At 67.8% G+C, this 14,466-nt stretch carries 11 protein-coding genes and 1 riboswitch; all 11 genes read right to left on the bottom strand.

Annotation, left to right across the window (positions count from 1 at the left end; all coding sequences use genetic code 11):
* Window position 1: 1 nt before the first annotated feature.
* The 11 genes from hrpB to C6W55_RS11890 all read right to left on the bottom strand — a co-directional run bounded on the left by hrpB (window position 2) and on the right by C6W55_RS11890 (window position 14,431).
* Window positions 2-2,512: an ATP-dependent helicase HrpB gene (gene hrpB / locus C6W55_RS11840; RefSeq protein WP_286892754.1), complete on the bottom strand. Its 2,511-nt coding sequence runs from the start codon at window positions 2,510-2,512 to the stop codon at window positions 2-4.
* A gap of 142 nt (window positions 2,513-2,654) precedes the next feature.
* Window positions 2,655-3,482, bottom strand: coding sequence for an adenosylcobinamide-GDP ribazoletransferase (gene cobS / locus C6W55_RS11845; RefSeq protein WP_286892755.1), 828 nt, complete (start codon window positions 3,480-3,482; stop codon window positions 2,655-2,657).
* Window positions 3,483-3,668: 186 nt separating this feature from the next.
* A complete protein-coding gene (gene cobU / locus C6W55_RS11850) occupies window positions 3,669-4,259 on the bottom strand; it encodes a bifunctional adenosylcobinamide kinase/adenosylcobinamide-phosphate guanylyltransferase (protein ID WP_286892756.1) in 591 nt (196 codons plus the stop codon).
* 3 nt (window positions 4,260-4,262) lie between these two features.
* A complete protein-coding gene (gene cobT, locus C6W55_RS11855) occupies window positions 4,263-5,330 on the bottom strand; it encodes a nicotinate-nucleotide--dimethylbenzimidazole phosphoribosyltransferase (protein WP_286892757.1) in 1,068 nt (355 codons plus the stop codon).
* A 25-nt stretch (window positions 5,331-5,355) separates the two neighbouring features.
* The gene (locus tag C6W55_RS11860) at window positions 5,356-6,192 is read right to left on the bottom strand and encodes a heme ABC transporter ATP-binding protein (RefSeq protein WP_286892758.1); all 837 of its coding nucleotides are present in this window, start codon (window positions 6,190-6,192) and stop codon (window positions 5,356-5,358) included.
* Window positions 6,189-7,235, bottom strand: a complete 1,047-nt coding sequence (locus C6W55_RS11865; RefSeq protein WP_286892759.1) for a FecCD family ABC transporter permease — start codon at window positions 7,233-7,235, stop codon at window positions 6,189-6,191. The genes C6W55_RS11860 and C6W55_RS11865 overlap by 4 nt, the downstream gene beginning before the upstream one ends.
* A gap of 7 nt (window positions 7,236-7,242) precedes the next feature.
* On the bottom strand, window positions 7,243-8,298 hold the full coding sequence (locus C6W55_RS11870; RefSeq protein ID WP_015254465.1) for an ABC transporter substrate-binding protein: 1,056 nt from the start codon (window positions 8,296-8,298) through the stop codon (window positions 7,243-7,245).
* A gap of 198 nt (window positions 8,299-8,496) precedes the next feature.
* Window positions 8,497-8,714: riboswitch (cobalamin riboswitch) on the bottom strand.
* Window positions 8,715-8,766: 52 nt separating this feature from the next.
* Window positions 8,767-9,084, bottom strand: a complete 318-nt coding sequence (locus C6W55_RS11875; RefSeq protein WP_015254464.1) for a rhodanese-like domain-containing protein — start codon at window positions 9,082-9,084, stop codon at window positions 8,767-8,769.
* Entirely contained in the window at window positions 9,081-9,464 is a 384-nt protein-coding gene (locus C6W55_RS11880; protein WP_015254463.1) for a DnaJ family domain-containing protein, read from the bottom strand. Before C6W55_RS11880 ends, C6W55_RS11875 begins: the two co-directional genes overlap by 4 nt.
* 106 nt (window positions 9,465-9,570) lie before the next feature.
* Window positions 9,571-12,468 carry a VWA domain-containing protein gene (locus C6W55_RS11885; RefSeq protein WP_286892760.1) on the bottom strand — a complete coding sequence of 966 codons (2,898 nt, stop codon included), beginning with the start codon at window positions 12,466-12,468 and terminating at the stop codon, window positions 9,571-9,573.
* The gene (locus C6W55_RS11890) at window positions 12,452-14,431 is read right to left on the bottom strand and encodes a vWA domain-containing protein (RefSeq protein ID WP_286892761.1); all 1,980 of its coding nucleotides are present in this window, start codon (window positions 14,429-14,431) and stop codon (window positions 12,452-12,454) included. Before C6W55_RS11890 ends, C6W55_RS11885 begins: the two co-directional genes overlap by 17 nt.
* Between the last annotated feature and the right edge of the window lie 35 nt (window positions 14,432-14,466).

Genomic DNA, 14,466 nt, shown 5'->3' on the forward strand with positions numbered 1-14,466 from the left:
CTTACTCCCGCCCTTCTCGCGGCTGCGGCCGCACGCGGCTTGTCGCCGTCGCCGTGGCCGGGTCGTCCGGCCAATAGTGCTTCGGGTAGCGGCCTTTCAGCTCTTTCTTCACTTCGAAATAACCATTCTTCCAGAAGCCTTCCAAATCCTGCGTCACCTGGACGGGACGCATCGCCGGCGACAGAATGTGCAGCGTCAGCGGCAGCCGGCCGTAGCCGATGACCGGCGTCCGGCTCATGCCGAACAGTTCCTGCAGCCGCGCCGCCAGCACCGGCGCCGACGGGTCCGAGTAGTCGATCGCGATGCGCGAGCCGCTCGGCACGCGATAGTGGGTCGGCGCTTCCTCGTCCAGCTCGCGCCGGCGGTTCCAGTCGAGCATCGATTCGAGCGCGGCCGCGAGATCGAGCCGCTTCAGGTCGTCGAGCGATTTCATGCCGATGACGTATGGCAGCAGCCATTCTTCCAGGCTTGCAAGGAGCGCCTCGTCCGACACGTCGGGCCACGACGGATCGAGCCGGTGCAGCGCCGCCAGCCGCCCCCGCAGCTGGCGGGCCTGTTTTGTCCACGGCAGGCGGTCGAGCCCTTCCGCGCGCAGCGCGTCGAGCAGCGCCTTCGCGATCTCCTCCGGCTCCGGTTTGTCAAGCGCCGTCTCCTTCAGGACGAGCGCGCCGAAGCGGACGAGCCGCCTCGCCCGCACCGTGCCGGACTGCCGGTCCCAGGCGACGGACTTCTCTTCCCGGACCTTGTCGGCAAAATGAGCCTCGAACCACGAAGCGTCAAACGGAGAGGCCAGCCGGATGCGGGAGTCGGCGCCGGCATCATCCAGCTCGGCCGCAACGATGAACGGTTCCGATGCGAGCGGTGAACCGGCGGGCAGCGCGGCGCCCCGGCCGACGGCGAGGGTGTAGGCTGCTCCGCTTCCCGGCGTTCCGGAGTTTCGCCGCATGCCGATCCGGTCCGGATAGGCGAAGCCGAGCAGAAGACCGGCGAACCGGTCGTCCGGACGTTCGTGCTCCGGGACGCCGAATTGCCGCTTCAGATGGGCCGCTTCCGCCGCGGCGCGGCGGGCTGCGCTCTCGTGGACGCCGGACGGGATGCGGCCCGCGGCGGCCGCCCGGAGCGTCTGAAGGCGCGGCTGCACCTGGACGTCGGGGCCTTCCGGTCCCTGGTTCAGCAGCACGTCGCGCTCTTCGAGCAGCGCCGCCAGCTCGCACGCCAGCGCGCCTTGACCCAGCTCGAGCGCCTTGATCGCCATGTGCGCGAGACGGGGATGCAGCCCCGTCTCCGCCATGCGGCGGCCGTGCGGCGTCAGCTTGCCGTCGGCATCCCGTGCTTCAAGCTGCTCGAGCAGCTCCGCCGCCTGCGCAAGCGCGGCTTCGGGCGGGGGGTCGAGAAACGGCAGCGCCCGCGGGTCCGACGCGCCCCACGCGTCAAGTTCGAGCAGGAGCGGCGCCAGGTCCGCTTCCAGCATCTCCGGCACGATCGCCTTCGGCATCGCCCGCTCCTGCTCCTCCGACCACAGCCGGTAGCAGACGCCGGGTTCGAGCCGGCCGGCGCGGCCGCGGCGCTGTTCGGCGGAATCGAGCGAAACGGGCGTCGTCGCGAGCCGCGTCATCCCGGTGCGCGGTGAAAATTTCGGCACGCGCTTCAGGCCGGAATCGATGACGACGCGGATGCCGCTGACGGTAAGGCTCGTTTCGGCGATCGTCGTTGCCAGGACGATTTTGCGGATGCCGGGCTCGGGATCGGCCAGCGCCCGGTCCTGCTCCTGCTGCGGGAGCGCGCCGTACAGCGGCAGCACGGCCGTCCCTTCCGGCGCGCCGAGCAGTGCGGCGGTGCGGCGAATCTCCCGCTCGCCGGGCAGGAAGACGAGCAGGCCGCCCGTCTCCTCCGCCAAGGCGCGGCGGATCGCCCGGACGACATGCTCCTCCAGCGGCACATCCGCCGGTTTCGGCATATAGCGGGTTTCGACCGGATATTGCCGGCCTTCGCTCGCGACGACCGGCACGCCGCCCATCAGTTCCGCGACCGACCCGCTGTCCAGCGTCGCGGACATGACGAGGAGGCGGAGATCGTCCCGCAGCACCTGCTTCGCCTCGAGGCACAGCGCCAGGCCGAGATCGGCATGCAGGCTCCGCTCATGGAATTCGTCGAATATGACGACGCCGTATCCTTCCAGCGACGGATCCGACTGCAGCATGCGGGTGAGCACGCCTTCGGTCACGACTTCAATCCGCGTGTCGGGACTGACCCGGCTTTCCATCCGGATCCGGTACCCGACCGTCCGGCCGGGGCGCTCGCCGAGCAGCGACGCCATGTAGGCGGCCGCGCTGCGGGCCGCCATCCGGCGCGGCTCGAGCATCAGGATGCGCCGGCCGTCAAGCCACGGCTCGCCCAGCAGCCGGAGCGGCACGCGCGTCGTCTTGCCCGCGCCCGGTGCGGCCGTGAGCACCGCGCCGCCGTGCTCGCGCAGCGCTTCGAGCAGCCGGGGCACGGCTGAATCGACGGGCATCGGCAACTCGTCCAGGCGGACGAGCGCGCGTTGAATTTCAGATGATGTACCGGTGTTGATGAGATTGGAATGATGGTTGGACTTCATAGTGCCATTGTAATCGAGGCAGGCCGGGTTTCACAACGGAAGGTTGGGCGGGGATTCAGGCATAGAGGGCCGACAGGGCGAGCAGCAGCCAGGCTTCCGTCCATTCGTTCATGGCGCCGTACGTGTCGCCGGTCTGGCCGCCGAGCCGGCGCGCCAGCCATCGGCCGAGCGGCCAGCCGAACGCGGCGGCCAAGGCCGGAAACGCCGCCGCCGCAAGCGCGGCAGCGCCGGGCGCCGGCAAGCCGCCCCATTCAATCGGCGCGGCGCCGCCTGCGCACAGCAGCGCGAAGGTCACCGCCAGCCCGGCGGCGGCTGCGCCTCCCGCGTGCACGGCGCGGACGCCGCGGAACAGCGCGCCCATGCCGCCCTCGCCGCGGGCGTTCGGCCACGCGGCCATTGCCGCGGTCATCCACCAGCGGCTCCACACCGGGATGGCGGCGAGCATCGCCCAGCATGCCGGCCCGGCGCTATCGAGCAGCGACGCGAGCGCGGCGAATTTGACGATGAGCAGCAAGACGCCGGCCATCGCACCCATCGCGCCGACCCGGCTGTCCTTCATGATTTCGAGCATCCGCTCCCGCGGCCAATTGCTGAGCGTGCCGTCAGCCGTGTCGATCCAGCCGTCCAGATGCAGCCCGCCGGTGACCGCCGTCCACACCGCCAGCGTCAACGCCGCTGCGGGCCATGCGGGCAGCAGAAGCAGGAGCGCCGCCGCTGAAGCGGCCGTCACCAGCCCGACGGCAGCGCCGGCCAGCGGAAACGAGACGGCGCTTGCCCTCATCGTGCCTTGGTCATACGGCACCTCGAGCGGCACCGGAATCCGGGTGAGCAGCTGCATGGCGGCCGCGAACCCGCGGCCTGAACGGACGAGCAGCCGGAACATGCGATCACCCCCTGGTGTGGGTCAGTTGCAGCGCAGTCCTTGCGAAACAGAGACGACTTATTTGTGTCAAAACACGAGGTTCCGGCAGGATAACGAAACGGAGACACGCTATTCACTCCGAAACGAGCTGAACATCCCGTCGAAACGGCAAATAACGCGTCTCAGTTTCGTCAGGACGGTCTTCCGTCAAAGTTCATCCATCCGAAATTCGATCGATTTCAGATCGACCGGAATGCCGGAAACGACGAGGAACAGCCGATCGCAGACGCCGGCCAGCCGCTGGTTCATCCGGCCGGCGGCGTCCCGGAACATACGGCCGAGCGCCGTCTCGGGCACGATGCCGGCGCCGACTTCGTTCGTCACCAGCACGAGCGGAAGCGGAAAGCGCCGCACGGCGCCGGCCAGCGCTTCGATCCTGCCGTCCATCTCGCGCTCGACCCGCGCCCGGTCCGCACCGCCGTCCGGACAGACCGCAAGCAGATGGTTGGACAGCCAGAGCGTCAGGCAATCGACCAGAACGACCGGGCGGCCGGCTTGCGCCCCGGGGGCGGCGAGCCGATCCAGCAGCCCGACAAGATCGAGCGGTTCCTCGACCGTCTCCCACGCGAATCCGGACAGTCTCCGTTCCTCGCGATGCGCCCGTACGCGCCGCTCCATTTCATCATCCAAAGGCTGCGCCGTCGCGACATAGATGCCGCGGGACGCGAGACGAGCGGCATACGACTCGGCGAAGCGGCTCTTCCCGCTGCGCGCGCCGCCGGTGACGAGCACCGCCACGGCTCAGTCCTCCCTGCGCCGCGAGACGCCGGCGCTGTCGAAGGTCGCCATCTCGCCGATCAGGCGCGACGCCGCCTCGACGAGGTGAAAGCCGAGCACCGCGCCCGAGCCTTCGCCGAGCCGCATGTCCAGACGGATCGGCGGCGCAAGGCCGAGCGCGTCCAGGACGACGGCATGCCCCCGCTCCTCCGACAGATGCGAAGCGATCAGATAGGACAGCACAGCCGGGCAGAGCCGGACTGCGGCAAGCGCGGCCGCGGAGGAAATGAACCCGTCAATGACGACCGGAATCCGGCGCGCCGCAGCGCCCAGCATCAGACCGGCGAGCGCGGCGATTTCGAGCCCGCCGACTTTCGCCAGCACGTCGACCGGATCGTCGGAATCCGGGCGGTTCACGGCGATCGCGCGGCGCACCGCCTCGCGCTTGACCGCAAGCCTTTCATCGTCCAGCCCCGTTCCTCTGCCGACGACCGTCTCCACCGGAACGCCGGCGAGCACGGCGGCAATGGCGGCGCTCGGCGTCGTGTTTCCGATGCCCATCTCGCCCGCCGCGACCAGCGTCACGCCCCGGCCGGCCAGCAGGCCGGCCACTTCCATCCCGACGGCCAGGCTGCGCAGCGCCTCCTCCCGCGTCATGGCCGGCCCCGCGCACATGTTGGCCGTGCCTCTGCGCACTTTGCGCTCGATCAGATCCGGGTGGCGCACATCTCCGCTTATGCCGACGTCGACGCAGAAGACATCCGCGCCCGCCTGTCTGGCCAGCACGTTGATCGCCGCGCCGCCGCCCAGCATGTTCAGCACCATCTGCGGCGTCACCTCGGCCGGGTAGGCGCTCACGCCTTCTTCGCAGACGCCGTGATCGCCCGCCATGACGACCGCCGCCTTGCGCGGAAAGCGCGGCAGCGGCTCACCGCGGATGCCGGCCAGCTGCACCGCGAGCTGCTCCAGCCGGCCGAGACTACCCTGCGGTTTCGTCAGCCGGTCAAGCCGGTCGGCGGCCTTCGTCATCGCGTCTTCGTGCAGCGGGCCGATGTCCGCGATGACACGGGCAATCTTTTCTTCAACGTTCATTTGCGATCGTCCTTTCCTTCTCCGGCTACGGACGGACGATCCCGGACGGCGCGGCCGCATCCCGGAGTGCCGCCGGCCCGATCTCCCGCCTTCCGGGCTGCAGCAGCAACTGGGGCACGCCGCTTTCCGGGTGCGGCAGCAAGACCGGCTCGACGCCGAACACGCGCCGGATCGTCTCGAATGTCAGCACCGCAGACGGCGGGCCGTCCGCCGCCAGCCGTCCTTCGTGCATGACGAGCAGCCGGTCGCAATATTGTGCCGCCAGATTCAGATCGTGCAGCACCGCCACGACCGTCCGGCCGCCGGACCGCTGCCAGACCCGCACAAGATCGAGCAGTTGAATCTGGTATCCGATGTCGAGATACGTCGTCGGCTCATCCAGCATAAGCAGCTCCGGATCCTGCACCATCACTTTCGCCAGCGCGACGCGCTGCCTCTCCCCGCCGCTCAGCGCATCAAGCCGGCGGTTCGCAAAAGCCGACAGTCCGAGCGTCTCCAGCACGCGGTCAATCAAAGCCTCGCCTTTTTCATCCCGGGCGCCGAACCAGTTCTGGTAAGGATAACGCCCCATCGAGGCCACTTCGCGCACGGTGAACGCCGTCCCGGGCAGCGGTTCCTGCTGCAAGACGGCAAGGCGGCGGGCCAGCGCCCTGCGCGGCCAGGATGCGACCGGACGGCCGAACAGCCGCACGGAGCCGGCGTCGAATCGCCTGACGCCGGAGATCGCGGCGAGCAGCGAAGATTTGCCGGCGCCGTTCGGGCCGATGATGCCGTACAGGCCGCCCGCTTCCAGCCGGAATGTGATGTTGTCCAGTATGCGCCGCCCGTCTGCGTCGATCGTCAGGCCGTCCACTTCGATCATGCGTCACCCCTCCCCAATCCGGCTTTGCGACGCTTCAGCAACCAGGCGAAAAACGGAGCGCCGACCAGCGCGGTGAGCACGCCGAGCGGGATTTCCTTCGGACTGAGCGCCGTGCGCGCCAGCGTGTCGGCCCATACGACATAGATGCCGCCGCCGATGACGGAGAGCGGCACGATGAGCCGGTAGTCCGGTCCGACGAGCAGCCGGATCAGATGCGGCACGACGAGCCCGACGAAGCCGACGACGCCGCTTACCGAGACGGCGGCGGCGGTCACGAGCGTCGAGGCGAGCAGGACGAACAGTTTCGTCCGCTCGACATTCACGCCGAGATGGGCGGCATGCCGCTCGCCGAGCGTCATCAGGTTCATCGCCGAAGCGAAGGCGGCGATGACCGGCAGTCCCGCGGCCGCGAACGGCAGGACGAGAAGCGCGTGGTCCCACGTTCTTTTCGACAGGCTGCCGAGCACCCAGAACAGGATCCGGTTCACTTCGTCGTCGGACATCGAGATCATGAGCGAGACGAACGCGCCGAGAAATGCCTGAAAGATGACGCCCGTCAAAATGAGCGTTTCCACCGCCATCTGTCCGTTCGAACGCGCAAACACGAACACCATCAGCACGGTGAGCAGTCCGGAAACGAACGCGGCGGCCGGAACCGTCCACATGCCGATCATCGCCTGCAGCCCGAACGTCATGACGAGCGCCGCGCCGACCGAGCTGCCGGAGGCGACGCCGAGCGTATAAGGATCGGCCAGCGGATTGCGGAGCACGCCCTGAAACCCCGCTCCCGCCATGCCGAGACATGCGCCGACAAGCACCGCCAGGACGATGCGGGACAGCCGGACCTGCGTCACGATTGCTTCCTCCAGCGGCGTCCAGTCCGGTTCGGAACTTCTGAAAAACGGCAGCTGATGGATGAGAATCGACCACACCTTGGCGACCGGCATTCCCGCCGAGCCGATGGAAAGCGACCATACAACGGAAACCGTCAGGAGCATGAGCGCCGCCCCTGACCATGCCGCAACGCGCAGCGGGAGTTTCATGGCTTCATCACGGGAACAGGTCCGGATGAATCGCGGCGGCGATTTCTTTGAGGCCGTCCGTCAGCCGCGGGCCGACGCGCACGAGCGGATCGTTCGTCACCGCATGCACGCGGTCGTTCTTCACCGCTTCGATCTGATCCCAGCCCGGACGGGACAGGATCTCGCCGAGAAGGTCCACGCCTTCGATTTCCGGATAAATGATGACTTCGGGATTCCGCTGGATGACCGCTTCCGAATCGACCTCGAACCATCCCGATTGATCGGCAGAGATATTGACGCCGCCGGCCAGCTTCACGAGTTCGTCGAGAAACGTTCCGGAACCGACGGTCCACCCCGGCGAAAACTCGAGATAGACGCTGAGCGGCTCCGCATCTTTGACTTTGTCCGCAACGTATTGGATGGCCGCGCGCATCTCGGCGGCGACGGCTTCCGCTCCGGCCTGATGGTTCAGCAGGACGCCGACTTGTTCGATATGCGCGATCGTCTCCTCCAGCGTCTGCGGATCAGATGCGTACACGGTGATGCCGAGCTGCCGCAGCGCGTCGACCGCGGCCGCGTTCATGCTCGCGCTACCGAGCACCAGATCCGGATTCAGCGACGCCACTGCTTCGATGTTCGTGTTCATGTCGCCGACGCGCGGCAACTCGGCCGCTTCGGGCGGATAATTGCTGTACTCGTCCGCGCCGACCGCAAGGCTCCCCGCACCGATCGCGAAGACGATTTCCGTATCGCTCGGCCCGAGCATGACGACGCGCTCCGGCGCCCGCTCCAGCGTAATCGCGGTGCCCGTCTTGTCGGTGACGGTGAGCGGATAGACCGTCTCTTTGCCGGCATCCGCCGCCGCGTGTTCCCCGGAATCGGCTTCGCTTCCGGCCGCGTCCGCATTTGCCGGGCTGCCGCCGTCATCCGCCGTTTGCTGACCGGCATGGTCACCGCCGCTTGAGCCGCTGTTCGAGCCGTCGTTTGAACCGCAAGATGCAAGCAGCATCGCGAACAGCAGTAGCGCCGCGAACCATGCCGCATATTTTGTCCAATTGTGATGAATGTCCGCATTTCGTGTCATGTCGTTCATTGCTCCTGTCCGAAAAGAATGTGATGCATGAGGCCTTCAGCTAGCAAAAAAAGCATCCCCGGCCTGACGTTCCCGGAAATGCTCATGCAAGCGTCGACTGTTCGAAGCCGTCCGGCTGATCGGGCGGCAAACCCGACAAAAGGCGGCTTCGATCCATCATCCAACACCTCCTAAGACCACGTAGGCAGCGTCTGGCAAGGATAACGGGCAGGTCTCCTGACTCGAAGTGCACGAACGCCGTCTTCCCGGTCTCCCAGTGACATGGATGGCGTTCGCTTGCGCAAGGCATTGAGCGCCTGCGCGCTTCTCACAGTGGCGGGTCCGTGCCGGATTCTCACCGGTCTTCCCTATTAAGCCGGCCTCCGCTCAGGGCGCGGCGGCCTGGCACCCGTATCCGCAATATGCAATTGTCCGTTTCCGACTATAGCATGAACCGGAAAGGTTGTCCATAGCGGCGCGTCAGTCGCCGGTGACCACTTCGCCCGGCCAGGCGGCCATGCCGTCTTCCACGTTGACGACATCGTAGCCGAACTGCGCGAGATATTCGCACACGCGCGCGCTCCGCACGCCGCCCTTGCAGATGAAGACGAGCGGGCCTTCGCGTTCCGGCTCGAGTTCATCCATCCGGTCCAGAAATTCGGACAGCGGGATCAGCCGCGCTTCGGCGATATGGCCGGCCTGCCATTCCTCCCGCTCCCGGACGTCGATCAGGTTGACCGGCTCTCCCTTGGCGAGCCGTTCGGCCAATTCTTCGGCCGTCCATACTTCAATGCTCATGCTTCGTCACCTCCGAGCCGCTTCTCGATCCGTTCGCCGTACGTGTCCCATGCCGCGGCTCCGTACCAGCCGCGCTGCTCCATGAGCAGGCGGAGCCTGAGCCGCCGCTCGTTCAGCTTCTTGCGAATGTCGGCGCGCTCTTCGTCCGTCCGGCACATGCGGAGCAGATCCGCAAGCGTGACGGTCTCTTTCGCGAGCTGCACTTCCTCCGGCACGATACCGGCGTTGCGCATCATGATATAAGCCGTGCGGAGATCCTCCGGCACATGCGACAGATCCTCGATCTCAAGCGGCTTGCCTTCGCCCGGCAGATTGCGGAGCTCCCCCCGCTCGATCGCTTCCCGGATGCGCTCTTCCGCTATGCGGCTCACCCAATCCATCGCCGTCCGCCTCCTCCGCATCGAATCATACCGCTCCAAGCATTGTACGCCTCCGGGAAGCCGATGTCCAGCGCCGGGAACGGACGTCCGGCCGCGCAGCCGGGCATTATCTGCTTCCGCGCCGCTTTGCTGCGAGCAGACGCTCCATCGGAGACCCGGCTGCGCCCCCGGAATCCGGGCTGCCGGCGTCCAGGAGAACGGAATGCGAACCGTTGGAAGGGGCCGATCCGGTTGCGCTTGGACCGGCACGGGCAGTATCCGTGCCGTCTGTCCCGCCGATGCGGACATCCGGAAGCTTGTCTTCGGCCTTCCGCGGCTCAAGGCCCCTCGGCCTGATCCCGCCGCCCGCATAGAATTCGCCGGCGCTCCGGGTCCGTTCCTTGAGCCGCGACCATGCGGCGGCACCCGCCGCATCCGCGCCCGGCCCCTGCCGGACGGCAAATCTGCCGGCCAGGGCGGCGGCGATCCTGTTCCACGGCAGCGACAGCCGCCGCACGGCGATGTCGGCGAGCCACAGCAGCAGCGCCGCGATGAGGAGTCCCCGCGTCAGGTCGACTTTCCCGCGCGCCGCAATCCGTTCGATGCGGAACACCTCGCCGGGCTGTTCCGGCGACAGCATCCGCCCGCCCGTCACCTGTGCGATCTCCTCGAGCAGCGCCCGCCCTTCTTCATCGCCGGCAAGCCGGAATTCGGGCGAATACGGGATGACGAAACCCGCCAGCGAGCCGCCGGAAGGCGCGCCGTCCGCATCCCCGCTTTCGCTGATCTGCATGAAATACGCGCCCGGCCGGGCATTGTGGAGCCGCACGGCATATTCCCCGGGCGCAACCGGGACGGGCCGAAGCGTCTCCGCGCTGCCGTCTTCGCCCGTCAGCGACACCGTCAAATTGCTTGTGCCGGCTGCGCCCTGGGCGGTGATGGTCAATTCCGCGTCTCCGCCTTCCAGCCTTGCCTTCACAAGCCAGGGGTCGGTCGAAAATTGCGGGAACGTCCATTTCACCCATGCGGACAGCACGTCGGGAAATTGCGGCCAGGACGTCCATTCCGTTGACCATTGGCCCATCAGGTCGCTCGTCCAGGCGACCGAACGGCCGGCTCCGAACGACCAGCGCGCCAGCAGCGGATCGCCTTCCGGGGACAGGAGCACCGTCTCGGCCGTCTCTTTGGGCGTCGTCGCCACATACGCGTCAACGGCGGGGACGCCCGCCGAGAACAGCGGCAGCCAGCCGCCGGCCTGCCCGATCGCGGGGACGAACCGGTTCTCCACGATGTAAGTCCGCGCCATCATCGCCGTCTCCCGGCTGAAAATCGCCGGGATCGTGCTTTGATCGGCGGTGTAATAATACCGTCCCTTCGCCGCGTCGGCCAGCCGCTTCAGCAGCTCCGTATCCGCGTCCATGCCGACGGCGACCGTCGACATCGTAATGCCCGCTTCATTCATCGCGGCCGTCAATGCGTTATAATCGTTGTTTCCCGCCGACATGCCGTCCGTGAGCAGAATGATGTGCCGGCGCTGGGCTTCAATCTCCAGCATCCGGTCCAGCGCGGCGGCAACGGCCGGATGGATGTCGGTGCCTCCCGCGGGCTGTATCCCCTGCACCGCTGCCGTGACCGCATCGCGATCCGTCAGCTTCGTCGGTTCGACGACCCACCACGGGGAATCGTCGAACGCGACGACGCCGACCGTGTCCGGGTCGCGCAGCAGCCCGATCGCGCGCAGCGCCGCTTCCTTCGCCAGCTCCAGCTTGCCGCCGTCCATGCTGCCCGACCGGTCGATGACCAGGATGAGGCCGAGGGACGGCATCTGCCGCCGCCCTTTCAAATCCATGTAGACCGGCAGCGCGCGTTCGAGCGGCGTCTCGTAATAGCCGCCGAGGCCGTAGCTGTCCGCGCCTCCGGCGGCAACGAGCCCGATGCCGAGATCACCGACGGCGGATGCCAGCCGCTCCATCACCGTCTCGGACAGCCGCGTCGCCGGCACATTGTTCAGCACGATCGCATCATATCGCGCGTAATCGGCAAGTTCCACGGACAACTGTTCAGGCGACGCCAGATCGTACGGGATGAGCGACGCCTCGAGCGCCGAAGCGATGTTGGCCGACGAACCCGGCTCGCCTTCGACGACGAGCACGCGCGGCGGCCCTTCGACCCGGCTGAATCCGTAAGCCGTGTCGTTCTGCGCCCGATGGTCCCCCGGCATGTAGATTTCGGCTCGATAGCGATTGAACCCGGCGGACCCGGCGATGTTCTGAAACAGATAGCGGTTGATGCCGCGCGACAGCCGAACCGTCTCGCGGGCGATCTCGCGCTCGTTCTCGAACAGCCTCAGCTCGGCCTCGCTTTCCGCGGTGCTGGCGACTTCCAGCTCGATCGTGAAACGTTCGCCGAGTCTGACCGAGGCCGGCACCTGGAGCGATTCGATCGCCGCGTCGTCCGCGGCTCTGGAGGCGAGCGGCACGACATCGACGGCGATGCCCTGCGACTTGAGCAGCCGGCTCTGGCGGATGGCATCGCCCGCATTGCTGCGGCCGTCCGTGAGCAGGACAATTCGTCCGCCTTCCGGAAGCATGCTCGCCGCCAGCCGCAGGCCGTCGGTCACATTCGAATATGCGGGATCGATGCCCGCACGCAGCGCGGGCGCGCCGCCTTCCGCCGTGAGCGGCCGCTCCACCGCCGCGGTCCGGCCGAACGAGACGATGCCGGCCCGGTCGCCGTCGTCCTTGCCGTCGAGCGCCTCGCCGATCCAGCCGGCGATGCGCGCATCGTCTGCAACGCTCGCCGAGCGGTCGGCGACGAAGACCACCGCCCGGTAATCGTCGCGAAACGTCGGTGCAAAGCCCGATGCGACAGAGATGAGCAGCAGCAGGATGACGGCACGCAGCGTAAATGCGGCGGCTTTGCGCGGCCCCGACAGCCGAAGCGTACGCTTCCATGCCCAAAACAGCCACGCGGCAGCCGGGATGATGAGCAGCAGCAGCCACGGCCGGTCAAAATGCAGCCCCACGCCGGTACACCTCCCATTCCGCCGCCAGAAGCAGCAACAGCAGAACGGCGATGTACGGCGCGAGATCGATCCAGACGTCCAAGGCACCGTCCGATCGTTCCGATGCCGCTTCTTCCGCGCCGTCCGGCGTTCCGGACGCCGCATCGCCCGTCTCCGCGCCGATTCCCGGAAGGCCGATTCCGGTCAGCGGTTCGCCCGTCCACATCCCTTCCGCTTCCGCCGCGTGAACGGCGAGCAGCCGGGCGCCCAGCACCCGGTCGTCCGCATCGTATTCGACAAAGCGGTAAAGCCCGGGTACGCCGGGCACCGTCTGCACGGCGGCCACTGCCCCGTCCGCGTTCCGTTCCGCTTCGACCACGGCGGATGCGGCCGCCGTCCGGACGGGCGCCGTCTCCAGCGTCTCCCACACCGCCCGCACCGTGCCGTTCCTTACGCCGATTTCGATCCGGCCGTTCGCTTCGGCCCGGCCAAGGTGGCCGCTCGCGGCGCCGCCGAGCCATTCAGCCGCCTGCGCGGCCAGAATCGGGAAATCGGCCCGCAGCGGCAGGTCGGAATCGGCGGGATCGAACGCCAGGACGAGCTGCGGGCGGCCGTCCGCAGTCCCGGCATAGAGCACCGGCACGCCGCCGTACACGGCGACCGGCTCCATGCCGGGGCCGGGATCGGCCTGCACGATCCACGCGATATGCGTATCGGCCAACGTGATATGGGCCGTGACGGGATGCGGCCGGATGTCGGCCCGGTTGTCCGCCGGTTCGATTGCCGTTCCGCCCCGGGGCGGCGATGAAGCGGTCCAGATGCGCCACACCGGCCTGGATTCGAGCAGACTGCGCCAGGCGGCCGAGTCCAGCGTCCGTTCGTCCGCTCCGTACAGGACGATCCAGTCGATGCCGGCCGCCGATTCATCGTCGGGTTCGAAGCGGGCCGGATCGGCCTGCACGATGTCGACACCCGCCAATCCGAGCGAAGCGGAGAGGAACAGGCTGCGTTCGCCGACGAGCAGCGCCCGGCTCGCTGAAACCGCAGCCGGGAACGCGAAGGCCGCGTTGTCCGCCGTGTAATCATCCGCCGTGCGCAGTTCGGCGCGGTAGTAGTCCGCCGCCGGCAAACCTTCGAAGGCGAATACGCGCTGCTCGCCGGGCTCCAGCCGGAACGTCCGCTCCGCCGCCGGCGCCTTGCCGCCGGCGGGCACAAGCGCGAGCGTGCCTTCCGCCGGGCGCGCGCCGTAATGGATGAGCGTCACGGCAGCCGCATGCGATTCCGCTCCGGCTTGCAGGCCGAATGCGGCGATGGACGTATTGGCGCCGTCCCTGCCCGCCGCGAACAGGCGGATGGCGGACGCCTCGACCGTTGCGCCGCCCGCGCGGATCCGGCCGTCCGTCGCCAGCCACAGCTCGGCGCCTTCCTTGTTCCGGACCATCGCATCGGCCAGCGTGAGCGCCGCTTCCTCGTCCGTGCGCCCGTAGTGCGGACCGATCGCTTCCAACGCGCGGCGGATCTTGCGCCGATCGGTCTCGTCCTGCAGGATCAACTCCGGCTCGCCGCCCGCCGCGATCAGGGTCACCGGACGGGAGGACGGCAGCTCCTCCGCCGCGGCCGCGACGGCTTGCAGCGCCTCGCCCAAGGCGTCGGCTTCGCCGCTTCCGCGAGACGCGGCCGCCGTCATGCTGGCCGAACGGTCGACGACGATGACGACCGGCGCAGCGGACGAGGCCTGCCCCATGACGTGCGGACGCATCAGCGCGAAGACGAGGCACGCCGCCGCGATGAGCTGCAGAAGCAGCAGCAGGGTGCGGCGCAGCCGCTGCCAGGGCCGGTTCGCATCCTGCTCGCGCAGCGCCCGCCGCCACAGCAGATGGCTTGCGATCTCGGTCTCCGGGTACCGGCGTCTCAGCAGATACATCAGCAGAATGGCCGGCAGCGCCAGCGCGAAAACGGCCGAAGCGGCGGACTGAAACAGCATGTTCTCCCTCCTTCGCGTTCAAGTTCGGCACCGAT

Origin of the sequence: Thermobacillus sp. (assembly GCF_003390775.1) — a bacterium.
Taxonomy (GTDB): Bacteria; Bacillota; Bacilli; order Paenibacillales; family Paenibacillaceae; genus Thermobacillus; species Thermobacillus xylanilyticus.